This window comes from Streptomyces sp. NPDC005004, assembly GCF_053600675.1.
In genome coordinates this window covers 269,961-292,587 of the sequence record NZ_JBSGAH010000006.1, presented here as the reverse complement: position 1 = coordinate 292,587, position 22,627 = coordinate 269,961, and the positions used below count along the sequence as shown (strand labels likewise).

Annotated in this window: 21 protein-coding genes and 1 pseudogene; 15 read left to right on the top strand and 7 right to left on the bottom strand. The window is 71.9% G+C overall.

Annotation, left to right across the window (positions count from 1 at the left end; all coding sequences use genetic code 11):
• Nucleotides 1–60: 60 nt before the first annotated feature.
• Both trhA and ACWEEU_RS11010 read left to right on the top strand, forming a co-directional pair.
• Nucleotides 61–744 carry a PAQR family membrane homeostasis protein TrhA gene (trhA, locus tag ACWEEU_RS11015; RefSeq protein WP_385741821.1) on the top strand — a complete coding sequence of 228 codons (684 nt, stop codon included), beginning with the start codon at nucleotides 61–63 and terminating at the stop codon, nucleotides 742–744.
• Nucleotides 745–796: 52 nt separating this feature from the next.
• Nucleotides 797–1,525, top strand: coding sequence for a Mut7-C RNAse domain-containing protein (locus ACWEEU_RS11010; RefSeq protein ID WP_451730906.1), 729 nt, complete (start codon nucleotides 797–799; stop codon nucleotides 1,523–1,525).
• A gap of 117 nt (nucleotides 1,526–1,642) precedes the next feature.
• On the opposite strand, the gene ACWEEU_RS11005 is transcribed toward ACWEEU_RS11010, so the two are convergent.
• Nucleotides 1,643–3,676 (bottom strand): thioredoxin domain-containing protein, encoded by a 2,034-nt coding sequence (locus ACWEEU_RS11005; RefSeq protein WP_451730904.1) that lies wholly within the window; start codon nucleotides 3,674–3,676, stop codon nucleotides 1,643–1,645.
• Nucleotides 3,673–5,598, bottom strand: a complete 1,926-nt coding sequence (locus tag ACWEEU_RS11000) for a hypothetical protein (RefSeq protein ID WP_451730901.1) — start codon at nucleotides 5,596–5,598, stop codon at nucleotides 3,673–3,675. The genes ACWEEU_RS11005 and ACWEEU_RS11000 overlap by 4 nt, the downstream gene beginning before the upstream one ends.
• 338 nt (nucleotides 5,599–5,936) lie before the next feature.
• Here ACWEEU_RS11000 and ACWEEU_RS10995 point away from each other — a divergent pair, with 338 nt between their 5' ends.
• Nucleotides 5,937–6,209, top strand: a complete 273-nt coding sequence (locus ACWEEU_RS10995; protein WP_385741833.1) for a hypothetical protein — start codon at nucleotides 5,937–5,939, stop codon at nucleotides 6,207–6,209.
• Nucleotides 6,206–6,613: a type II toxin-antitoxin system VapC family toxin gene (locus tag ACWEEU_RS10990; protein ID WP_451730897.1), complete on the top strand. Its 408-nt coding sequence runs from the start codon at nucleotides 6,206–6,208 to the stop codon at nucleotides 6,611–6,613. The genes ACWEEU_RS10995 and ACWEEU_RS10990 overlap by 4 nt, the downstream gene beginning before the upstream one ends.
• Nucleotides 6,614–6,649: 36 nt before the next feature.
• On the opposite strand, the pseudogene ACWEEU_RS10985 reads toward ACWEEU_RS10990, so the two are convergent.
• Nucleotides 6,650–6,802, bottom strand: a pseudogene (locus ACWEEU_RS10985) (DUF255 domain-containing protein); the annotation flags it as partial.
• Between the two features lie 446 nt (nucleotides 6,803–7,248).
• Between ACWEEU_RS10985 and ACWEEU_RS10980 the strand changes: the two are divergent.
• Complete coding sequence (locus ACWEEU_RS10980) at nucleotides 7,249–10,455, top strand: tetratricopeptide repeat protein (protein ID WP_451730894.1); 3,207 nt, start codon at nucleotides 7,249–7,251, stop codon at nucleotides 10,453–10,455.
• An 86-nt stretch (nucleotides 10,456–10,541) separates the two neighbouring features.
• Here the strand turns inward: ACWEEU_RS10980 and ACWEEU_RS10975 are convergent, their stop codons facing one another.
• On the bottom strand, nucleotides 10,542–10,793 hold the full coding sequence (locus tag ACWEEU_RS10975; RefSeq protein WP_385741842.1) for a hypothetical protein: 252 nt from the start codon (nucleotides 10,791–10,793) through the stop codon (nucleotides 10,542–10,544).
• Entirely contained in the window at nucleotides 10,786–11,667 is an 882-nt protein-coding gene (gene mca, locus ACWEEU_RS10970) for a mycothiol conjugate amidase Mca (RefSeq protein ID WP_385741845.1), read from the bottom strand. The genes ACWEEU_RS10975 and mca overlap by 8 nt, the downstream gene beginning before the upstream one ends.
• 155 nt (nucleotides 11,668–11,822) lie before the next feature.
• On the opposite strand from mca, the gene ACWEEU_RS10965 reads away from it, so the two are divergent.
• Both ACWEEU_RS10965 and greA read left to right on the top strand, forming a co-directional pair.
• Nucleotides 11,823–12,221 (top strand): DUF4307 domain-containing protein, encoded by a 399-nt coding sequence (locus ACWEEU_RS10965; protein WP_385741848.1) that lies wholly within the window; start codon nucleotides 11,823–11,825, stop codon nucleotides 12,219–12,221.
• A gap of 207 nt (nucleotides 12,222–12,428) precedes the next feature.
• Nucleotides 12,429–12,929, top strand: a complete 501-nt coding sequence (gene greA, locus ACWEEU_RS10960) for a transcription elongation factor GreA (protein WP_385741851.1) — start codon at nucleotides 12,429–12,431, stop codon at nucleotides 12,927–12,929.
• Nucleotides 12,930–13,033: 104 nt separating this feature from the next.
• On the opposite strand, the gene ilvA is transcribed toward greA, so the two are convergent.
• Complete coding sequence (gene ilvA / locus ACWEEU_RS10955) at nucleotides 13,034–14,284, bottom strand: threonine ammonia-lyase (protein WP_385741854.1); 1,251 nt, start codon at nucleotides 14,282–14,284, stop codon at nucleotides 13,034–13,036.
• A gap of 163 nt (nucleotides 14,285–14,447) precedes the next feature.
• On the opposite strand from ilvA, the gene ACWEEU_RS10950 reads away from it, so the two are divergent.
• From ACWEEU_RS10950 to ACWEEU_RS10940, 3 genes are all read left to right on the top strand, one after another.
• Complete coding sequence (locus ACWEEU_RS10950; RefSeq protein ID WP_451731034.1) at nucleotides 14,448–14,942, top strand: MarR family winged helix-turn-helix transcriptional regulator; 495 nt, start codon at nucleotides 14,448–14,450, stop codon at nucleotides 14,940–14,942.
• Between the two features lie 135 nt (nucleotides 14,943–15,077).
• On the top strand, nucleotides 15,078–15,650 hold the full coding sequence (locus tag ACWEEU_RS10945) for an RNA polymerase subunit sigma-70 (RefSeq protein ID WP_451730887.1): 573 nt from the start codon (nucleotides 15,078–15,080) through the stop codon (nucleotides 15,648–15,650).
• Nucleotides 15,647–15,895, top strand: coding sequence for a hypothetical protein (locus ACWEEU_RS10940; RefSeq protein WP_385741860.1), 249 nt, complete (start codon nucleotides 15,647–15,649; stop codon nucleotides 15,893–15,895). The genes ACWEEU_RS10945 and ACWEEU_RS10940 overlap by 4 nt, the downstream gene beginning before the upstream one ends.
• 45 nt (nucleotides 15,896–15,940) lie before the next feature.
• On the opposite strand, the gene ACWEEU_RS10935 is transcribed toward ACWEEU_RS10940, so the two are convergent.
• Entirely contained in the window at nucleotides 15,941–17,098 is a 1,158-nt protein-coding gene (locus tag ACWEEU_RS10935; RefSeq protein WP_451730884.1) for a cystathionine gamma-synthase, read from the bottom strand.
• Between the two features lie 154 nt (nucleotides 17,099–17,252).
• Between ACWEEU_RS10935 and ACWEEU_RS10930 the strand changes: the two genes are divergently transcribed.
• The 5 genes from ACWEEU_RS10930 (at nucleotide 17,253) to ACWEEU_RS10910 (ending at nucleotide 22,611) form a co-directional block, all read left to right on the top strand.
• A complete protein-coding gene (locus ACWEEU_RS10930) occupies nucleotides 17,253–18,368 on the top strand; it encodes a hypothetical protein (RefSeq protein ID WP_385741866.1) in 1,116 nt (371 codons plus the stop codon).
• 222 nt (nucleotides 18,369–18,590) lie between these two features.
• Nucleotides 18,591–20,222 carry a M48 family metalloprotease gene (locus ACWEEU_RS10925; RefSeq protein WP_451730880.1) on the top strand — a complete coding sequence of 544 codons (1,632 nt, stop codon included), beginning with the start codon at nucleotides 18,591–18,593 and terminating at the stop codon, nucleotides 20,220–20,222.
• A 62-nt stretch (nucleotides 20,223–20,284) separates the two neighbouring features.
• Nucleotides 20,285–21,388, top strand: coding sequence for a hypothetical protein (locus ACWEEU_RS10920; RefSeq protein WP_451730878.1), 1,104 nt, complete (start codon nucleotides 20,285–20,287; stop codon nucleotides 21,386–21,388).
• An 87-nt stretch (nucleotides 21,389–21,475) separates the two neighbouring features.
• Nucleotides 21,476–22,141 carry a peptide-methionine (S)-S-oxide reductase MsrA gene (gene msrA / locus ACWEEU_RS10915; protein WP_385741875.1) on the top strand — a complete coding sequence of 222 codons (666 nt, stop codon included), beginning with the start codon at nucleotides 21,476–21,478 and terminating at the stop codon, nucleotides 22,139–22,141.
• A gap of 29 nt (nucleotides 22,142–22,170) precedes the next feature.
• Nucleotides 22,171–22,611 carry a DUF7878 domain-containing protein gene (locus ACWEEU_RS10910; protein ID WP_451730874.1) on the top strand — a complete coding sequence of 147 codons (441 nt, stop codon included), beginning with the start codon at nucleotides 22,171–22,173 and terminating at the stop codon, nucleotides 22,609–22,611.
• Nucleotides 22,612–22,627 lie beyond the last annotated feature (16 nt).

Below are 22,627 nucleotides of genomic sequence, written 5' to 3'. Positions count from 1 at the left end.
CGATGACCTTGAACGCACACCCTGGGGGGCTGATCCGTAACTTACGGTCCCGTAGGTACGATGCGAGTCATGACTGCGTCCGCTCCCGCCGCGCTCTCCCTGCCAGAGTCCGTCAAGCCCCGGCTCCGTGGCTGGCTGCACCTCGGGATGTTCCCGGCCGTGCTCATCGCGGGCCTGGTGCTCACCGCCCTCGCCGACTCCACCCGTGGACGGATCGCCTGCGGGATCTACGTCCTGACGGCCTGTCTGCTGTTCGGGGTGAGCGCGCTGTACCACCGGGGCGACTGGAGCCCCCGGATGGACGGCGTCCTGCGCCGCCTCGACCACGCCAACATCTTCCTGATCATCGCGGGCACCTACACCCCGCTCACCCTGCTGCTCCTGCCCGGCACCAAGGGCCGGTGGCTGCTGTGGGGGATCTGGGGGGCGGCGGCCGCCGGGATAATCTTCCGCGTCTTCTGGGTCGGCGCCCCGCGCTGGCTCTACACCCCGTGCTACATCGCCATGGGCTGGGCCGCCGTCTTCTTCCTGCCCGACTTCATGCGCACCGGCGGCATCGCCGTCCTCGTCCTGGTGATCGTCGGCGGCCTCCTCTACAGCGCCGGGGGCATCATCTACGGCATCAAGCGGCCGAACCCCTCACCGCGCTGGTTCGGCTTCCACGAGGTCTTCCACTCCTTCACCCTGGCCGCGTTCATCGTCCACTACGTCTGCATCTCGCTGGTGGCCTACCAGCACGCCTGAGCCGTGTGAAATCCGCTGCGTACAGCGCGGCCTGCCGTGCCATGCTGGCGGGGTGAGCACTCCCGGGATCCACGTCGAAGTCGCCCCTGACCTGCGCCTGTTCCTCCCTTCGGCACGGCGCGGCGCGGGGGCGTGCGAGGTCGCCGTCGACGGCGTCTCCACCCTCGGTCACCTCGTCGAGTCCCTCGGCATCCCGCTGACCGAGGTGGGCACCCTGACCGCCGACGGCCGCGAGGTGCCGCCCTCCCACCTCCCGGCGGCGGGCGAGACGGTCACCGTCCGCCCGGTCGCACGCCCCCAGCGCGTGCCCGGCGCCCCGCTCCGCTTCCTCCTCGACGTCCACCTCGGCACCCTCGCCCGCCGGATGCGGCTGCTCGGCGTGGACACGGCGTACGAGTCCCTCGACATCGGCGACCCCGCCCTCGCGGCCCGCTCAGCCGCCGAGCGGCGCGTGATGCTCAGCCGCGACCGGGGACTGCTGCGGCGCCGCGAGCTGTGGGCGGGGGCGTATGTGTACAGCACCCGGCCCGAGGAGCAGCTCCGCGAGGTCCTGGAGCGCTTCGCGCCCGAGCTGCGGCCGTGGACGCGGTGCACGGCCTGCAACGGTGCGCTGCGCCCCGCATCGGCGGAGGAGGTGGCGGACCGGCTCGAGGACGGTACGCGGAGGTCGTACGACGTTTTCGCGGTGTGCGGGGAGTGCGGGCGGGCGTACTGGAAGGGGGCGCATCATTCGCAACTGGAGGCGATCGTTTCCCAGGCGACGGAGCTCCGGCGGTCTTGAGGGCGCCGGCTGAAGAGGGGGCTCGGCGGACTGGCGGGTGCCGGTTCGTCGTGGCTTGTCGCGCAGTTCCCCGCGCCCCCTTGGGTATCTCACCCTTGCCGGTGAGATCCAGACCTGTCATTTGGTGTTCAACGTGCTTCCCAGGGCTTTCGGGTCCGTCGTGGGGGCGTCGCAGGTGAAGTGGCGGCAGACATAGGCCGCCGCGGCGCCGTTCACGAGGGGACGCTCCGCCAGCAGGGGGAACTCGTCGCCGCCGGCCGTACCGACGGCCACCACCGTGCCGGGCCGGGTGCCGAGGAGTGCCGTGCGGTGCAGCGCGATGGTACCCGCGTCGTCCGGTGAGGGGCCGACGACGGCGACCTCGCGGGGGCCGTCGAGCAGGGCCTCGGCGGCGGCCAGTCCCCAGCCGATGAACCGGGGCACGCGGGGGCCGAGGGTCGCCACGATGCCCAGGGCTCGCTCGGCGGCGGTGCGGTGGGCGTCGGAGCCGGTGTGGGCGGCGTAGCTCAGCAGGGCGGCGGCCGCGGCGGTCCAGCCGGAGGGGGTGGCGTTGTCGGTGGGGTCCTGCGGGCGGCGGATGAGCTGCTCGGCGTCGGAGGCGGTGTCGTAGAGCGCGCCGGTCTCCGGGTCGGTGAAGCGGGCGATCACCTGGTCGAGGAGCAGCCCCGCGAAGTCCAGCCAGACGCCCTCGCCGGTGACGGAGGCGAGCGCGAGGAAGCCCTCCGCGACGTCGGCGTAGTCCTCCAGGACCCCGGCGTTGGCGCCGACCCGGCCGTCCCGGCTGGTGCGGGAGAGGCGGCCGTGCTCGTCGAGGTGCACCCGGACCAGCAGGTCGGCGGCGGCCACGGCGGCCTCGGTCAGGTCGGGGCGGTCGAAGTAGGCGCCGGTCTCGGCGAGCGCGGCGACGGCGAGACCGTTCCAGGCGGCGACGACCTTGTCGTCCCGGCCGGGTGCGGGGCGCCGCGCGCGCTCGGCGAGCAGCCGCTCGCGGACGGAGGCAACCTGGTCCGCGTCGAACACGCCCTCCGTCTGCGGGAGTTGGAGGACAGAGCGGCCGTGCTCGAAGGTGCCCTCATCGGTCACGCCGTAGTAGCGGGCGGCGAGGTCGCCGTCCTCCTCCCCGAGGACCGCGCGCAGCTGCTCGGGCGTCCAGACGTAGTACGCGCCCTCGACGGAGCGGCCGGTGCCGTCGTCGCTGTCGGCGTCCAGCGCGGAGGCGAACCCGCCCTGCTCGGTGCGCAGTTCGCGGACGAGGAAGTCGGCGGTCTCCAGCGCGACACGGCGGGCGAGGGAGGAGCCGGTGGCACGCCACAGATGGGCGTAGGCCCGGCAGAGCAGCGCGTTGTCGTAGAGCATCTTCTCGAAGTGCGGCACGACCCAGTCGCGGTCGACGGAGTAGCGGGCGAAGCCGCCGGCGAGCTGGTCGTAGATACCGCCGCGCGCCATGCGCTCGCAGGTGTCCTGCGCCATCTGGAGGGCGCCCTCGGAGCCGGTGCGGGCGTGGTGGCGCAGCAGGAACTCCAGCACCATGGACGGCGGGAACTTGGGCGCGCCGCCGAATCCGCCGCGCTGCGGGTCGTACTCCCGGGTGAGCCCGAGCAGCGCCTGCGCCTGCTCGGCGTCCCCGGGCGGCTCGCTCCCCTGCTGGGCGATCTCGCGCTGCGCGAGGTCCCGCACGATCTTCCCGGCGACCTCCCCGACCTCGTCCCGCCGGTCGTCCCACGCCTGCCGGACCCCCTCCAGCACCTGCCGGAACGACGGCATCCCGCCGCGGGGCCGGGGCGGGAAGTACGTACCGAAGTAGAACGGCTCCGCGTCCGGCGTCAGAAACACGGTCATCGGCCACCCGCCCTGCCCGGTCGCCGCCTGCACCGCCTCCATGTACACCGCGTCGATGTCCGGCCGCTCCTCGCGGTCGACCTTCACGCTCACGAAGTTCGCGTTGAGGAAGTCGGCGGTCTCCTGGTCCTCGAAGGACTCGTGCGCCATGACGTGGCACCAGTGGCACGCCGAGTACCCGACGCTCAGCAGGATCGGCACATCCCGCCGCCGCGCCTCCTCGAACGCCTCCGGCGACCAGGGGTACCAGTCGACCGGGTTGTCAGCGTGCTGGAGCAGATACGGCGAGGTCACGTCGGCTAGCCGGTTCATACGCTCCAGCCTCTCACAATGGCCGGTCCCGTCAGTGAGACCGCAGCGCGCCTTCCAAGAAGGAAGTGGAGTTGCACTGCCAACGCGGCTTCTTCTGCGGTCCTCTGGGCAAGCGCGGTAGCCGGCGCCTTGCCCTCGATGTAGGAATCGAGGGCAAGGTTGAGCGCGCTACCGCTCAGGAACTCGGCGTACCCGCGCACCGACTCGACGATCGCGAAGCCAGCGGGATTGCCATGCACCAACGCATTCCGGACTCGGCTACGTCTCTTCTCCAGCACGGCACCTTCAGTGGCGTAGCAATCGATCAGGGCGTGATACTCGGCATGGTCGCTCACGCTGGAGAACATCCGCCTGATCCAGGCGCGCTCGGATTCGATACGGCAGAGCGAGAGCATGTCACCGGAACGGTCGGCGACGAAGAGGATCCATGGGTGCGACGGATTGTTCGCGAACCACTCATGCCTCAGCGCATCGACCAGCTCACTCCGGTTTCCACCACCGAGCAGACACATATGGACGGCTCGCCTTACGTCGACGAGCCACCGCGCGTGCGGCCAGCGCTCGCCGAGAAGACCGAACAAGTCGCGTGAGGCGAGTGCCGCATAGGCCGCGACATGTTGCACCACGCGATCCGCGAGGGGGATGACACTGCGGACGTCTGCCTCGGAAGGATCGCGCATCGCCATGTCGCGGCTGAACGGGTGGTTGGCGGTGGTCTGCACCTCGATTGCGGCCGCGAGAAACCGGGGCAGATCCTCGCGGGCCAGTGCCGCAGCGATGCGCGGTCCGTGCTCCTCGATCGCTTGTGCGGTGATGCCCGCACCGTAGTGATCATTGGTGAAGCCCGTCTCGCCCCAGGGGACCATGAAGTTCCACGAACTGGCCTGGCCGGAGCGCAGGAGGCCGTACTGAGCGAGGTGCGGGCGGATCCCACCAGCATTGTGGATGGATACATCAAGGATCGTGTCGATGATGCGAATGGCACGGTCCACGGCATCGGCTGCCGTGGTTGTGCCAAGGTCGACACGGACCAACAAGTCCACATCGGATTTCTCGTCGACCAGCTCCGCGACCTTGAAGAGGATGCCGTCCTGCACGAGTTCCCAGAGCTCCGCCTTGTGCTCGAAGCTCTGGCCCTCAGGTTTGGCGTTGGGCACCGCCCAGTGGGCGTTCATGAAGGACACACGTCCGGCGGAGAGATTAAGTGGGGCCCGGCCCTGGTAGCCGAGCCACACCACGATCGGCTCGGCTACGGCCCGAGTGCCGACGTGGCTTCGGGCGTTCGCGAGCCGCTTCTCCAGTGGTACGTCCCTCTGGCCGATGGGAGGATCCTGGGGATCACGACCGAACGCGATCACAGAGACAAGATCCCGGAAGATCCACTCCGCGCCGAGTCCACGCCTGCGCAGTTGGTCGAAGAGCAGTTCAGCGATCGGACGGTACTCCCGGCCCTCCAGGGTGCGGTCCCGCGCTGTGGCTACGAGGTCATCCCAACAGACGCGGGCGGCTTCATCATCGTCGAGCACTTCCAGGAGCTTCTTGCCCGCCGTGCCGACATCGGTCCAGACGGCGTCGGTGCGGCTGCCCGGTGGCTGCTTCAGAACCGGCGAAGGGCTGTTGATGAGCCGCGAGAAGGCAATTTGGAACTGTGTGAGTGATGTGGCGATGTACGCCCGGAGCGAGGCACCAAGTGCCCCTACGGACTCGTCCAGGTCCTGGCGCAGCGACACGCGGTTGGCGGAGTTCTTCCAGGCGTCGACGCCGCTGGCAAGCTCCAGCCACTCCAAGACCTCCTCCACGATCACGGTCAGCGGCAGAACGGTGCTGATGCCGTGGCGGCGGTCGAGGGACGAGACGAGGGACTTCAACCAGTCTGGTGTGTCGGCGGACCAATGATCACTGACGTTGTAGTCGATCATCATATTGAGCCCGCCTCATGAGCGGTCCTCGCGGGAGATTGAAAGGGCTGTCTTGTCATATGCCTCTCAGAATAAGGGGGGTGGTTGGCCGCGAGGGGAGAGCTGGGCGTCCCCTCGCAGCCGCACAAGCTCACGTCACGCCAGCGAAGGCAGCCACTGACGGAGCGGTCCAGTAGGAGCGGCATTTGGAGTACCGCGGCACGAGGGAATGATCGATCCGTGCTCGAGATCGGGCTTGCGCAGGCAGCGCCCTACAAAGAAGGGCAGCGCCCGAGCCATCGACACCCTTGAAAAGGCTGCAAGCCTCTGGCTTGTAATAGAAGCTGTATTACACTAGGGGCATGAAGTCGACCCGGACTGGGACCACCGAGAACATCTCCGTCTCCATGCCCTCCGAGCTGGTCAGTGAGCTTCGCTCAAGAACCGGGCGCCGAGGCTTGTCCGGCTACATCACCGAAGCCGTCAGGCACCAGCTCGCCATGGACGGGCTCGCCGAGATCGTCGCGGCCCATGAAGAGGAGCACGGCGCGCTCACGGAGCAGGAGATCGAAGCTGCTCGTCGCGAGCTGTTCGGAGAAGAGAACGCTGGTGAAGTCGAACGGGGCGCTGCGTGAAGGAACAGCCGGCCCGCTCGCTGGTGCTCGACTCCGAAGCGCTCTCCCTGCTCCTGCGCAACGACCGCAAGATGGCGGCTCGCATCGAGGCATCCCGACAGGCCGGGGTGCCTGTTCTCGTGTCTGCGCTGACCATCGTCGAAGCTGTGCACGGGAAGACCGATCTGGCGCGCTTGAAGTGGGTACTCTCCCGGCTGCGGGTGGAACCAGTCAGTCAAGAGGACTCCCTGACCGCAGTGGAGCTGCTTCAGGACGCAGGCGGGCTACATGGGCACAAGTACGCGATCGACGCCCTCGTCGCCGCGCTCGCGCTCCGCGTCCCGGCCCCCGTGATCGTCCTGACCTCCGACCGTGACGACTGGTCGACGCTCTGCGGGAACCGCGTGATCATCAAAGAGGTGTGAGCACCGCCCACTACTGGGTTCGCGAGTTCACTGTCACCAGTGACACGCGGAATACCCGACCGACAGCAGCACCGGAACGTCCCGCCGCCGCGCCTCCTCGAACGCCTCCGGCGTCCAGGGCCACCAGTCGACCGGGTTGTCAGCGTGTTGCAGCAGATAAGGCGAGGTCACACCAGCCAGCCGGTTCATGCGATCCAGCCTCTCACAATGCCCGCTCCCGTCGGCGAGACCGACGTGGGGTCGTGTTCGACGCGGCCGGACCTCAGGGGGGCGGTGCCGGGCGGGCACACGCAGCACGATCCGGAGGGGGCCGGCACATGACCACCCGGGGGGCGGGACCTGTACGTGGCGTCTCCGGCCGGTGGGCCGGCGCACGGGGTGGGGGCCGTCGGGCACGAGCTGTTCGGTGTGACGCCGCGGTGCGGATCTTCCTGGCCGCCCCCGAGCCCCCCTACGAGCGAACCCGGCGCCGACGCGCACGGAGGACACGGCCCGGCGCCGGGACGACGGGCAGCGCCCGCGGTGAACGGCCTCCCGGTGCGACCTCCGTCCCGCGCCGTCCCGCCCCCTCGCGCCAACGCTGCAGCCGAAGGACACTTCTAGGCAACGGAGTTGTCGCCGGAGGGGGACGGGACGTGCGGGACGGGCATCGGGTGGAGGCGGAGCGGCTGTTGGTGCGGGCCGTGGAGGAGGAAGTGCGCAGGTCGGGGGGACGGGCCGACGGGGCGGCGCTGCTGGCGCGGGCGCGGGACGGTCTTGACGGGATGGCGCTCGCGGCGGAGGAGGAGTACGAGGCGTATACGCGGGCGCTGGACGCGTCGGAGTCGGGGCTCAGCTTCGGGGAGCGGTACGCGAAGGAGGGCGCCGGAACTCCCCTGGTCGTGGCGTCCGTTGCCGCCGTCGCGGCCGCCGTCGCCGATCTGTCCCTCGGCACCGGCGCGGCTACGGCCCTCGGCACGGGCGTCGTCGTGGGGGTGGCCGGCGCCGCCACGACCGTCGTGAAGGTGGCCGGCGCTCATCTGCCCGCCGCGCATCACCGCAAGGGCGCGGCCGGGCAGCCGGGCGGGCCCGAGCAGTTGCGGCTGCAGTGGCTGACGGCGCTGGAGGTGCGCGGTATCCGGCCCTTCCTGGATCAGCAGCGGATGCTCGGCGCGGCGCAGGGCGCGCGGAAGCAGAAGAAGGGCGCCCCGTCGCTGCGCGGCGCGGACAAGAGCGCGGCGGCCAGGCGGCGTACGGTCCTTGAGCAGTCTTTCGGGCAACTCCCGGACAAGGAGGGCGTGTTCGCAGGGCGTCGGCAGGAGCTGGCGCAGATCGCCCAGTGGGCGCAGGCGGCCCGCGCGGCCACCGAGACCCGGCCGACGGTGGTCGTGCTGCACGGGCAGCCCGGTTCGGGCCGCAGCGTGCTCGCGGTGCGGGCGGCGCACGAGCTGCGCGACCACTTCCGGGGCGCTGTCGTGGTGGACCTGCGCGGCGAGGACCGCGAGACGCCCCCGCTGTCCACGCGCGACGCCCTGCTGCATCTGCTCAACCGGCTCGGCGCGCCCCGCGAGCAGTTGCTGTTCCGTGAGCACGCGTCCACGGAGCAACAGGTCAGACGGCTGGCCGAGTTGTATCACCGGCATCTGACCGGGCTGCCGGTGACGATCGTCCTGGACGACGCCTCCGACCCGGAGCAGGTGGCCGCGCTGCTGCCCGAGCGCTCCGACAGCCTCGTCCTGGTCACCTCCCGCGCCCCGCTGGCGCTGTCGGACGAACTGTCCGCCTGGGTTCACCAGTTGCCGGTCAACGCCCTGGACCCGGCCGCCTCCGAGGAGCTGCTGAACGCCTCCGCGCAGGACAGCACACAGCCCTACGACGCCGAATCCGTCGAGAAGATAGGCGAGTTGTGCGGCGGGCTGCCCCTGGCGCTGCGCTGCGCGGGTTCCGCCCTCGGCCCCCGCACCCCGCATCAACTCGCCGCGGATCTGGCGGCGTACGGCCCGGTCGAGCCGGTGGAGCGGGCGCTGTGGCTGCGCTACGCGGACCAGTCCGGGGACGCCCGCAAGCTGCTGCGCCGTCTCGCGCTGGCGGGGCGGGCCTCGCTCGGCGCCGCGGCCGCCGCCGCGCTGCTCGCCACCGACGAGGAGGCGGCCGGACGGCAGCTCGCCGCGCTCACCCGGGCGGGCCTGATCGACCATGTGCGCGGCAGCCGCTACCGGCTGCACGACCTCGTGCGCGCCTTCGCCCAGGCCCGGCTGCTCGACGAGGAGGACCCGGCCGAGCGCACGGCGGCCCAGGAGCGGCTGATCGTGAACTACGGGGAGCTGGCCGACTCGGTGCTGCGCCTGGTCGACGGCAACATGTCGACCCGCTCGGACCGCTTCGGTTCGCACGGCTTCACCTCGCTGGAGGAGGCGCTGCGCTGGCTGGACGACGAGTCCAGCTTCATCACGGCCACGCTGCGCCGCGCCGAGGGCGTGGACCAGGGTGCCGTGCTGAACCTGCTCGGCGCGCTGTGCGACTACTGCCTGCTGCGCGGCGACCTCTACCGCCTGGGCGAGATCAACGACCTCGCCCAGGCGGTCGACGAGGGTCTGCTGGTCCGCTCGGTGCAGTGGCGCACCGGCATCGCGGCCCGTCAGCTCGGCGAGCTGGACAAGGCGCGCACCACGCTGGCCTCGGTCGTGGACCTCTACCGGGAGGCCCACCACGACGCGGGCGCCGCCCGTGCCCTGTGCTCGCTCGGCATCACCCTGCACCACCAGGGCAACCTCACCGAGGCGGCGGCCCGGCTCCAGGAGGCCCTGGACCTCCAGGCGGCTCCCCAGTTGGCGACGGACCGCGCCTGGACGATGCACGCGCTCGGCGCCGTCCAGCGCGACCGCGCCCGTCTGCCCGAGGCCGTGGACCTGCTGAAGCGGTCCCTGGTGCTGCACCGCGCGGGCGGCTCCCTGCACGGCGAGGCGTGGGCCCACTACCAGCTCGGCCAGCTCGCGCTGCGTCTCGGTGACGTACCGCGCGCGGAGAGGGAGCTGCGGGCCGCCCTGGAGCGCTACGGCCGTACCCGCGACGCGCGCGGCGAGGCGTGGGCGCTGACGCAGTTGGGCCGGGTCCGGCTGTTCGACGGCGACGCCTCGGCCGCCGTGGAGGCGCTGCGCCAGGCCGCCGCCCGGCACGTGGAGAACGAGGACGCGCGCGGTGAGGCGTGGACCCTCTTCCACCTCGGGCAGGCCCTGGAGGAGACCGGCGACCTGGACCGGGCGGTACGGGAGCTGGAGCGCTCGCGCACGATGTTCTCCCGGATGCGGGACGTGTACGGCCTCGCCTGCGCCCGGCACCACTCGGCCCGGGTCACCCGGGACCAGCGCGCCGCGCAGACCGGCTCCCTGCGCAACTCCGGCTTCGCCCGTCAGTTGCTGATGGACGCCCGCGCCGACTTCCAGCGCATCGGGGTCGCCCACGGCGAGGCGTGGACCTGCCTGGAGCTGGCGGTGGTGGACGCGGGCAACGGACGTACACGGCAGGCGCTGACCCTGTGCGACGAGGCGCTGACGCTGTTCACGTCGTACGGCGACCTGCGCGGCGAGGACTGGGCGCGCTTCCTGCGCTGCACCCTGCTGCCGTACGCGGCGCCGGGCGGCGTCGAGGTGGGCACCGCGGTGGCGCAGGAGGAGCTGACCCGCCTGATCGACGCCGCGCACCCGCTGCGCGACGGAAAGCTGGCCGAGTGCGCCTCGGCCTACGCGCTGCTGCTGGAGCGCGGCGTCACCCTGGAGACGGGCTGGCAGGCGTGGTCCCTGCGCATGACGCCGGACCGCCACGCCCGGGAGGTGATGGGGGTGGCGGTGCCGGAGAAGGGCTAGGACCTGTCTGACGATTCCCGTCGTCGCCCGGAGGGCGGCCGCGCGGCAGACGAGAATGGTCAGACAGACCCCAGGGGGCGTCTTCCCTAGCCCTGCTGCGCTTCGGTCCGGGCGGCGGTGCCGCCCTGCGCGGAGTCCTGCGGGGCGGGGGCCTCCTTGAAGTCGACCTTCCGCATGTGCTTGCTCATGGACTTCATCAGGCCCCACACGGCCAGGGCCATCACCGCGAACACGATGAAACCGAGGACACCGGGGGTGACCTTGTTCTCGTCGACCTCCTTGGCGAGGGGGACGAGGTGCGTCACTGCCAGGCTCACGCTTGCGCTCATGTCAGGCATTGTCGCGGATGCCCGCGAAAAGGTCGTCCTCGGGGAGGGAGGTGTCCACGAGCGACTTCGCCAGTTCGTACTCCTCCGTCGGCCAGACCTCCCTCTGGAGCTCCATCGGGACCTTGAACCAGCCGCCGTCGGGGTCGATCTGCGTGGCGTGGGCGATCAGCGCCTTGTCCCGCGTCTCGAAGAAGTCCGCGCACGGAACATGCGTGGTCAGCGTGCGCTCGACCCGCTCGAACTCCTTCCAGCGCTTGAGCCAGTCCCCGTACGGCGACTCCAGGCCGCGGTCCAGCATCGCCTGGTGCAGCGCCTCGGTGCGGGGGCGGTTGAAGCCCTGGTTGTAGTACAGCTTCAGCGGCTGCCAGGCCGGGCCGAACTCGGCCTCGGGGTACTTCTCGGTGTCCGCCGCGCCCTCGAAGGCCACCATGGTGATCTTGTGGGTCATGATGTGGTCGGGGTGCGGGTAGCCGCCGTTCTCGTCGTAGGTGGTGATCACCTGCGGACGGAAGGCACGGATCTTGCGCACCAGCTCGCCGGCCGCCTTGTCGACGTCCTCCAGGGCGAAGCAGCCCTCCGGCAGCGGGGGCAGCGGGTCGCCCTCGGGGAGGCCGGAGTCGACGAAGCCGAGCCACTCCTGGTCGACGCCGAGGATCTCGCGGGCCTCGTCCATCTCCTTCTTGCGGACCTCGTGGATGTGCTCCTCGATGTACGCGTCGCCCTGGAGCTTGGGGTTGAGGATGGAGCCGCGCTCTCCACCGGTGCAGGTCACCACCAGCACGTCCACCCCCTCGGACACGTACTTCGCCATGGTGGCCGCGCCCTTGCTCGACTCGTCGTCGGGGTGCGCGTGGACAGCCATCAGTCGTAGCTGGTCAGTCAAGACTCGTTCCTCGTTAAGTCGGCGCCCCGCGTCACGGGGGCTGTCAACAGGTGCCGCCCGGGGGGACGACGCCCGGGGGCGGCGGTCGGTCGGCGTGCGGGCGGCTTCTATAGTGACCGAATCGGGGGGCGAATAATTCCGCGGAGAGGACGATCATGGGTACGGCGAGCGCGGGGCTCCCCCAGGGCCGCTACGGCCGCTCCTCGGACGAGCGCGCCGACCGCACGCTCAAGGTCGTCGGCGCGGTGCTCGGCGCGCTGGTGCTCGCGCTGGTCGGCTATTTCGCGTACCACTACGTCGCGCAGAACGAGATCAGCGCCCAGGTGATCACCTTCAGGTCCGAGGGCGACGCGGTCAAGGTGCATCTCGAGGTCCACAAGGATTCCGGCGTCGACGGCTACTGCACCCTGCGTTCCCAGGCGGCGGACGGCGCCGAGGTGGGCCGGGCGGACTTCCCCTTCACGGGTCCGGCCACGCGTGTGGACAAGGTGGTCACGCTGCGTACGACGGCGAAGGGCACCACGGCCGAGCTTCTGGGCTGCCACGCCCGCTGACCGGGCCCCGGCTGCCCCATCCGCTCCCCCGTCCCCTCCTTCACCCGGAATGAGTACGGGCTGAGCTGGGACGACGCGATTCTGATGGCTTATGTCCTCCCCCTTTCGCCCCTGAATTGTTAGGCTCGTGGTTTCGCCCATCCAACAGGGAACATTCTTCTGGGTAGGGCGATGCTTTGTATTCCCAGTACCGACGAGGAGCACCCTGTGACCCAGACCAGCGAGAACGTCACCTGGCTGACCCAGGAGGCGTACAACAAGCTCAAGGACGAGCTTGAGTACCTTACTGGTCCTGCGCGCACGGAGATCGCGGCCAAGATCGCAGCCGCGCGCGAGGAGGGCGACCTGCGCGAGAACGGCGGGTACCACGCGGCCAAGGAGGAACAGGGCAAGCAGGAGCTGCGCGTCCGTCAGTTGACCCAGCTCCTGGAGAACGCCCAGGTGGGCGAGGCCCCCGCCTCCGCCGACGGTACCGTCGCGCCGGGCATGGTCGTCACGATCGCCTTCGACGGCGACGAGGACGACACGCTGGAGTTCCTGCTCGCCTCGCGCGAGTACGCCAGCTCGGACATCGAGACGTACTCCCCGCAGTCCCCGCTGGGCTCCGCCGTGACCGGGCACAAGGTCGGCGAGAACGCGGAGTACGAGCTGCCGAACGGCAAGAAGGCCTCGGTGAAGATCCTCAAGGCCGAGCCGTACTCGGGCTGACCCCCTCCCCAGGACCGACCGAGCCCCCGCCGTCCCTCCGGACGCGGGGGCTTCGTCATACCCGGCTCAGCGACGGCGGGTGGGACGATCGGGTCGTACGACGCTCATGCGAACGCGTCCGGCATCCGCTCCACCACCTGGTAGCCCGCCGCCCCCAGCGCCCGGACCACCTCCGTGCAGTGCTCGGGACCCTTCGTCTCCAGGTGGAGTTCCACCTCGGCCTCGGTCAGACCCAGCCGGGGGTCGGTGCGGATGTGACTCACGTCGAGCACGTTGGCGTCGGCCTCGGACAGGACGGCGAGCAGGGTGGCGAGGGCGCCGGGGCGGTCGGTCAGACGGAGCCGGACCGCGAGGTAGCGGCCCTGCGCGGCCATGCCGTGCCGCAGCACCCGTTGCATCAGCACCGGGTCCACGTTGCCGCCGGAGAGCACCGCGACGACCGGACCCCGGAAGTCGCCGCGCCCGCCGAGCAGCGCGGCGACCGGGCTGGCCCCGGCCGGTTCCACGACCAGCTTGGCCCGCTCCAGACACAGCAGCAGCGCGGCGGAGAGCTGGTCCTCCCCGACCGTGCGCACCTCGTCCACCAGCTCGCGCACCAGCTCGAACGGCACGTGGCCCGGTGTGCCCACCTTGATGCCGTCGGCCATGGTGGCCGGGTGCGGCACGGTCACCGGGCGTCCGGCACTCAGGGAGGGCGGATAGGCCGCCGCGCCCTCCGCCTGCACGCCGATGATCCTGACGTCGGGACGCAGCGACTTCACCGCGACCGCGATCCCGGCCGCGAGGCCCCCGCCGCCCATGCCGACGACGATCGTGCCGACCTCGGGGCACTGCTCCAGGATCTCCAGGCCGACCGTGCCCTGCCCGGCGATGATGTCCGGGTGGTCGAAGGGGTGGATGAACACCGCGCCGGTCTCGGCCGCGTACTCCTGCGCGGCGGCCAGCGTCTCGTCCACGACCTGGCCGTGCAGCCGTACCTCCGCGCCGTACTCGCGGGTGGCGCTGATCTTGGGCAGCGGGGCGCCCTTCGGCATGAAGACGGTGGAGTGCACGCCGAGCAGCGAGGACGCCAGCGCGACGCCCTGGGCGTGGTTGCCCGCGCTGGCGGCGACCACTCCGGCGGCGCGCTCCTCGGGCAGGAGACCCGCGATGCGGACGTAGGCGCCGCGCAGCTTGAACGAGCCGGTGCGCTGGAGGTTCTCGCACTTGAGGTGGACCGGGGCGCCGACCTGGCGGGACAGGTGACGGCTGCCCTCCATGGCCGTCACGCGGGCCACGCCCGAGAGCATCTTCTGGGCCCCGCGCACGTCGTCGAGAGTGACGGAGCGCAAGGAGCCGGGCGTGCCGTAGCTCATGCCTCCAGTCTCGCAGTTCACACCCGCACACGGTGGCACCGCCCGGCCCCCGAAACTGGTTTCCCCAGGGCCCGTACGGGCCGGGGCCGGGCCGCGTACCCTGTCCCCCAACCCAGCCAGCCCTTCATGAAGCGAGCCTCCGGCCATGCCCACAACACCTGACATGTCGATGGACATGACGACCGTCGGTGACACCGGCCTCCTCGACACGCTCCAGCACGAGGTGGCGGTCTTCGCCCGGCGCGCCGAGCAGACCCGGCTCGGTGGTGTCGGTCAGGTCCGCAACTCCATGGACCGTGCCGCGTATCTGCTGCTCAACCGGCTCGACAACGAGGGCCCCATGGGGGTCAAGGCGCTCGCCGCGAGCATGGGGATCGACTCCTCGACGGTGACCCGGCAGGTGGCGCCGCTGGTGGAGGCGGGGCTCGTCAAGCGCACCTCGCACCCGGAGGACGGGCGCGCGGTGGTGCTCCAGCTCTCCCCGCGCGGCGCCAACCGGCTCGCCGAGGTGCGCACCTCGCGGCGGCAGTTGATGGCCGAGCTGACCCAGGACTGGACCGCGGGGGAGCGCGAGGAGTTCTGCGCGCTGCTCACGCGCTTCAACACCGCGCTCTCCGCCCGTATGACGCCTTCCACGCAGCCGCCCGCCGTCTCCTGAGGCGCGCGGCCCGAGTCCGGCGCTGTTGCCGTCCGGGCTCTTGACCCCGGGCCGTGCCGGGCATCGGATGAGACCGGGCCCATGACGGCGGGCCGGGCCGGTCTTCGTACCGGACCGGTCGGGGGGGGAGGCGCGGTGCGCGGTCGGCAGCCGGCGCGGGACGCCCGGGACAGCGAGTTCACGGAGTTCGCCAGGGGCGTGGGGCCGCGGCTGCTGCGCGCGGCGACCCTGCTCACCGCCGAACCCCCGGACGCCAACCCTCGCGCACGGCGCCTGCTGACGCGGGCGCTCGCCGATGTCTACGCCCACTGGGACCGGCCGCCCGGCGAAGATCCGTACGAGCGGGCCCGTGCGCATCTCGCGGTGCGCTTCGCGCGCGGGAGCTGGTACCGCCGCGCGCCCCTGGGGGGTGTCTCCCCGTTCTTCGCGGGCCGGCGACCACGAGGACCGGGCAGACACCCCCTCGTCCGTCCGCGGGGACCGCTGGCCGCGCTCACCCCGTGGGAGCGGGTGGTGCTGGTGCTGCGGGTGTACGAGGGGGTCGGCGAGGAGCAGACGGCGGCGCTGCTGGGGCTGCCCGCCGAGCGGGTGTACCGGATCTGCGAGCGCGCGACGGTCCGGGTGCTGCGTCCGCCGCCTCCGCCCGCCAGGCGGGCGGCGGTCCGCGGGGCGCCGTCGTGGGTGCGGCGCCCGGGGCGGCCGTCGTGAGCCGGGCCGAGCGGGCGGCAGCCGTACGACGGGTTCTGGAGCGCACGCCGGTGGTCGTGCCGCCGGGGCTGTACGCCGACGCCGCGCGGCGGGGTGCCAGGGCGCTGCGGCTCGGGCGGCTGGCACGCCGGGTGCTGGGGCTGGTGCTGTGCGCGGCGGCGGTGGCGTTCGTGGTGTGGGCGGCGCGGACGCAGCCGTGGGTGGAGCCGCCCTCGCGGACGACTCCACCCGTGCACGGCTGGTGACGGGCGCGGGTGCGTGAGAACCCTGCCCGCTGCCTGCCGGGGCGCTTACTTGCCGAGGGCCTGCTTCAGGTCCTCCAGCAGGTCGTCGGCGTTCTCGATGCCGACGGAGAGGCGCACGAGGTCGGCGGGGACCTCCAGGGCGGAGCCGGACACCGAGGCGTGCGTCATGCGGCCGGGGTGCTCGATCAGCGACTCGACGCCGCCGAGGGACTCGCCGAGGGTGAACACCCGGGTGCGGTTGCAGACCTCGACCGCCGCCTCCTCGCCGCCCTCGACGCGGAAGGAGATCATGCCGCCGAAGGCGCGCATCTGCTTGGCGGCGACCTCGTGGCCGGGGTGCTCGGGCAGACCCGGGTAGAGCACGCTGGTCACTCGCGGGTGCCGGGAGAGCATGTCGGCGATCTTCGTGGCGTTCTCGCTGTGGCGGTCCATGCGCACGGCGAGGGTCTTGGTGCCGCGCAGCACCAGCCAGGAGTCGAAGGGACCGGCGACGGCGCCCATCGAGTTCTGGTGGAAGCCGATCTCCTCGCCCAGGCCCTCGTCGGCGACGATCAGCGCACCGCCGACCACGTCCGAGTGGCCGCCCATGTACTTGGTCAGGGAGTGCACGACGACGTCCGCGCCCAGCGACAGCGGCTGCTGGAGGTAGGGCGTGGCGAAGGTGTTGTCGACGACCAGCTTGGCTCCGGCGGCGTGCGCGACCTGCGCCACGGCGGCGATGTCGGTGATGCCGAGCAGCGGGTTGGAGGGGGTCTCCACCCAGACGGCCTTGGTCTTCGGGGTGATCGCGGCGCGTACGGCGGCCGGGTCGCTGGTGTCGGCGACGGACCACTCGATGCCCCAGCGGGAGGCGACCTTGGCGAAGAGCCGGAAGGTGCCGCCGTAGGCGTCGTTCGGGATCACCACGTGGTCGCCCGGGACGAGCAGCGTGCGCAGCAGGGTGTCCTCGGCCGCGAGACCGGAGGCGAACGCGAAGGCGCGCCGCCCGCCCTCCAGCGCGGCGAGGTTCTCCTCCAGCGCCGTCCTGGTCGGGTTGGCGCTGCGGCTGTACTCGTAGCCGCCGCGCAGGCCGCCGACGCCGTCCTGCTTGTAGGTCGAGACCTGGTAGATGGGCGGGACGACCGCGCCGGTGAGGGGATCGGCGGTGTTGCCCGCGTGGATCGCCAGAGTCTCGAAGTGCTCGCTGATGTGCCTGTCGCTCATGTGCACCGAGCGTAATGCGCTCGCGGGGGTGATGCCGGACGCGAGCGTCCGTGCCCTGTTACGGGAACCTTTCCACAGGCTGTCGCGGGACGTTTTCCACAGGCTGCCCGAGGGGGGTTGGCCAAGTGTCGGGCTCGTCTGGTTCGCTTGTGGCATGGCGATTCTCTGGCTGCTGATGGCGCTGCTCATGCTGTGCTTCGTGCTGCTTCCGTTCCGGCGGCGCAGGCGGGGCATCGAGCAGGTGCACCCCGGGCACCCGGACGCCGCCGACCCGGCGCGGTACGGCTTCGTGCGCCAGGAGGAGCTGGACGTGCGGATGCCCGGTCCCGACGAGGACCTGCTGGAGGTCCTGGACCTGGTGCAGCGCACCGGTGACTACCGGGCCGCGGCCCAGTTGCTGGCGGGCACCGAGGCGGAGAGCGAGACGCGCTGGCAGCGGGTGCAGGCGTTCGCGGGCGCGGCGGCCCTGGAGCTGCAGCGGCGCCCCGGCGGGATACACGAGACGCCGGGCGGTCAGTGGCTCAGGGTGTGGCGGGCCGAGCAGCCGAAGGACGCGGGCGGCGCGGCGGTGCACGCGGAGTTCCTGGTGCAGCAGGCGTGGCGTACGTCGGTGCCGGGCACGGACGACTTCCGGATCATCATGGAGGAGGCCCGGGACGCCTGCGCGCAGGCGGCGCTGCTGGCACCCGGCGACCCGGTGCCGTACATCGTGGAGCTGTCGGTCGCGCGCGGGCTCGGCTACCAGCGCGAGGAGTTCGACCAGCTCTGGCTGAGGATCCTGGACCGCGCCCCGCACCACATGGGCGCGCATCTGGCCGCGCTGCACCACTGGTGCGAGAAGTGGCACGGCTCGCGCGAGGAGGCGTACGCCTTCGCGGAGGCGGCGGCGGCCCGCGCGCCCGAGGGTTCGCTGCTGTCCGCGCTGCCGCTCTTCGCGGTCTTCGAGCACCTGCCCGAGGTCAACCTGGTGATGGGCTTCTACCAGAGCGAGGTCGTCACCAAGGCGATGCACGGCGCGCTGCACGCGGTCGCCACCGCCCGGCCGGACGACCCGGTGCTCGCGCACGTCCGGCATCTGCTGACCTTCTTCCTGGTGCGCGCCGAGCGCTGGGCTGAGGCCATGGACCAGTTCGTGCACGTGGACGGCCATGTCGGGGCGCTGCCGTGGACCCTGTCGGCCGACCCGGCGGCGGAGTTCGCGCTGTACCGCGCGGTGGCGGTCGCGGGGTACGAGGCCAACGGCGGCAGCCCGGCGAACCTGCCGGGCTGACACCACCTCGGCGTCAACCTCGTTTGACCTGACCCGGAATCAGGATTGCCGCGCTGACCTGGGGTAAGGCATACTCCGCTTGCCCCGGTCTTTGCTCCTGCTTTGCCGTGGGCCGCTCCGAGTCCCCCCACACTCACCGGCGGCACCGTCCACCCGGCACCGCCCTGTCCGCGTATCACCGGTTTCCCGATTCACCGGGTCCTGTGGGGGGATCTCTGCCCGATGCTCGCAAGCCTGCGCGCGCTGCGTGCCCTCGTCCTGCTCCTCGGCTTCTACCTGCTGAGCCTTCTCGTGCTCGCCGCGCTGGCCGGCCTCGACATCTCCCTGCTGGAGTACGTCCACGGCTACGCCGCCTTCAAGCTCGTCGGCCTCTCGGTCCTGCTCGCCGTCCCCGTCGTACGCGGCCTGTTCATGCTGCGCACGCCCAAGGGCGAGGACCCGCCCGGCATCGAGGTCACCGAGGCCGACGAGCCCCGCCTGTGGGCGCTGGTGCGCGAGCTGGCCGCCGAGGCGGGCACCCGCGCGCCCGACCGCGTGCTGCTCACCCCCGAGGTCAACGCCTCCGTCCGCGAGGAGCCCCGCCTGCTCGGCCTGCTCCCCGGACCGCGGCGGCTGACGCTCGGGGTGCCGCTGCTGACCGGGCTGAGCGAGGCGCAGGTGCGCGCCATCCTCGGCCACGAGTACGGCCACTTCACCGGCGGCGACACCCGGCTGTCGGTGCTGGTGGTGCGCGGCCGGGTGCAGATCGGCCGGGTCGTCGGACGGTTCCACGAGAGCGCGCGCAAAAAGGCGGCGGAGGAACACGCCCGCCAGGAGAGGGCCGCGGCCAAGCGGATCGCCAAGGGCAAGCAGCCCCGCGCCATCGACACCGCGCACGCCGGGGCGACGTACCGCGCGATGGCGTGGCTCTACACCCAGTACGGCAAGCTCTATCTGCGCGCCTCGCTGTCCACGGCGCGTGCCCAGGAGTACGCGGCGGACCGTACGGCCGCCCGCGTCGCCGGGCGCGACGCGACCGCCTCGGCGCTGCGGGAGGTGGCGGTGCTGGCGAACCGCCACGAGTTCTACCTCGCCTCGTACGCCACCATCGGTCTGTCGGCGGGCTCGATGCCGCCGCGCGGCGAGTTCTTCGGCGGCTTCGGCCGGCTGCTGGCGGCCCGCGAGGAGCAACTGGCTGCGATGCGAGCCGAGTTGCCGAGCGAGGAAACGTCGCCGTACGACTCCCACCCGCCCATCGCCGAGCGGGTACGCCGGATCGAGGAGCTGCCCGCCGACGGGCGCCCGGCCGACGCGGGCGGCCCGGCGCTGGCCCTGCTGACCGACCCGGCGCGCACGCTGGCCCTGCTGGAGGACGCGGCGCTGGTGGAGTCGGCGCTGGCGCTGCCGCGCGCGGCGGACTGGCCCGCGCTGCTGGACGCGACGATGGCCGAGGGGCTGGCGTCGGGGCGGACGCCGTTGCAGCAGGCGCTCGGTGAGTACACCGGGCAGCCGCCGACGCTGGAGGCGCTGCTCAAGCTCGTCGACGACGGGCGGCTGTGGCAGGTGGCCGAGCGGATGCCGCGGTCCGAGGAGGCGTCGGCGGCGACGGGGCGGGCGTTCCGCGAGTTCGCGCGGCCCCGGCTGGTCCGGTCGCTGCGGACGATGGTGCTGGCCGAGCTGAGCGCGCGGTCGCTGCTGCGCTGGGAGTTCTCCTGGTCGCGTCCGGCGGCGGTACGGCTGCCCGCGCTGACGGTGGACCCGGAAGCGGACCCGGACGCCGTGCTGGACGCGGCGCTGTCGGCGGCGGTCGCGGACCGCCCGGACACGGCACCGCTGCGGGCGCTGCTGGAGCGGGCGGCGACACACCCGGTGTGAGACCGGGGCGCTCCTCCCCCACTTGGCAACCAGCTCTTCGCACCTGAACGGACCCCCTCCCGATGACCGTCCTGCTCTGGATCCTCGCCGTCCTGGCCACCCCCCTCGTGCTGCTCGGCGGGTGGCTGGTCTGGGTGTTCCTGAAGGAGTTCTTCTCCACGGACACCGATGCCGCGCTCGCCGAGGACGAGGCCGCCGAGGCGGCGGCGGTGGCCGAGCGGCTCGGGCTGCTGCCCGTCGAACGGCAGAACACCGACCTCGCCGCCCCGCTGCCCGCCGAATGGGCCTCCGCGCTCGCCTCGGTCGGCCGTGGCGAGTGGCGGCCCGCCGCGGAGGTGCTGCACGGCATCGGCCGGGACTGGGAGCGGCGCTCGGCGTTCATGTCCTTGCTCGGGGACAAGGCGGCCGAGGCCGACGAGTGGCTGCTGAGCTGGGAGGACGCGCGGCCCGGCGACCCCGACGCGGCGGTGGTCCGGGCGAGTTCCACGGTGACCCTGGCCTGGAAGCTGCGGGGTGCGAAGCGGGCCAGGTACACCACGAGCGAGCAGTTCGAGGGCTTCCGCCGGACGCTGGAGGGCGCCTCCGTGGACGTGGCACGCGCCGTGGCGCTGAACCCGGACGACCCGACGCCGTATGTCAAGGACATCTGGATCGCGCTCGGCCTCGGCCGCCCGAACGCCGAGATGGACACGCTGTGGGCCCAGCTCACCGAGCGCGCTCCGCACCACTACGAGGCGCACTTCTCGGCGCTCCAGTACTGGTGCGCGAAGTGGCGCGGCTCCGAGCGCCTGGCGGCGGGCTTCGCCGACAAGGCGGCGGCCGGCGCCCCGGCGGGCACTCTGCTGACGGCCCTGCCGCTGATCGCCCATCTGGAACACGACGAGTCCGACGACACGACCGCCGAGAACACCCCGGAGATGATCGCCCGCGTGGACGCCGTCCTCGCGGACGTCGCGGCAGCCGACCCGTCCCACCCGCGCCTGCCCGAGGTACGCCACCTGCTCGCGTACTTCCTCCGCCTCCAGGGCCGCGACCGGGCGGCGCTGGAGCAGTTCCGCCTGGTGGACGGGTACGTCGAGGCACTCCCCTGGCGCTACCGGGCGGACCCGGCGGCGGACTACTGCGCCTTCCGGAACGCGACGGCGAAGGCGGCGGAGGGGGTGTAGCGAGCGGAATGCGAGGGGCACCCGGCCCGTTGCACTAACCGGTGGCCCTTCCGCCATCCCCGAACCACCACAGGGAGACGAGACCCCATGCTCTTCGGCCGCACACCGCAGCTCCCCACCCCTGAGCAGGCGCTGGCGGGGCGCACCACGCCCGCCTTCGACGTCCCCGACCGCCACACCGTCCTCGGCACCCCGCTGCTCGGCCCCTACCCCGAGGGCCTGGAGATCGCCGACTTCGGTCTCGGCTGCTTCTGGGGCGCCGAGCGCAAGTTCTGGCAGCTCCCCGCGGGTGTCTACACCACGCTGGTGGGTTACGAGGGCGGCTACACCCAGAACCCGTCCTACGAAGAGGTCTGCTCCGGCCTGACCGGCCACACGGAGGCCGTCCGCGTGGTCTACGACCCCGCGGTGATCTCCTACGACCGCCTCCTGAAGACCTTCTGGGAATCCCACGACCCCACCCAGGGCTTCCGCCAGGGCAACGACGTCGGCACCCAGTACCGCTCCGCCGTCTACACCCACTCCCCCGCCCAGGCGGCCGCCGCCGAGATGTCCCGCGAGGCCTACCAGAAGGTCCTCACCGCCTCCGGCCTCGGCACGATCACCACGGAGATCCTCCCCGCCGAAGGCCGCCCGTTCTACCCCGCCGAGTCCTACCACCAGCAGTACCTCGACAAGAACCCGGCGGGCTACTGCGGCATCGGCGGCACGGGAGTCTCCTGCCCGATCGGCGTGGCCCCCGCCGAGGGCTGACCGAGCCGTTCGGGGCGAGAGGGGGGACCGTGGCCGTCGAGTTCACGTACCGCAACCTCGGGGCGCGCGACCTGTCCCGGCGGGGGCTGACCCCGCGGAGTGCGCCCGCGCACATCCTGCTGGTCGACCTGGAGGCCGACTTCGTCGTGCGGGACGGGGGGCGGGTCGTCCTGGAGGAGGGGCTGTTCCCGGTGGCGGAGCTGGCTCGGGAGCTGGTGGGGTGGCGCCGGGGAGCCGACGCAAAGCGGGGGGATTTCGCGTTCGACTCGATGTCGTACGACGAGGTCGGGGCGGTGCGGATCGTACGCGCGGACGGCGGCTGGCGGGTCGGGGGTGTGCACGACCCGCAGGTGTGGAGCGCGCCCGTGGCGTGGGACGTGCTGGACACGGCGGTGCGGGAGTTCGTGGACGGGGTGCGGGAGGACGTCGCGGCGATGGGGGTCGGCCCCGGTCTGATCCCTCTGGGGTGAGGGATCGGGCCGGGGC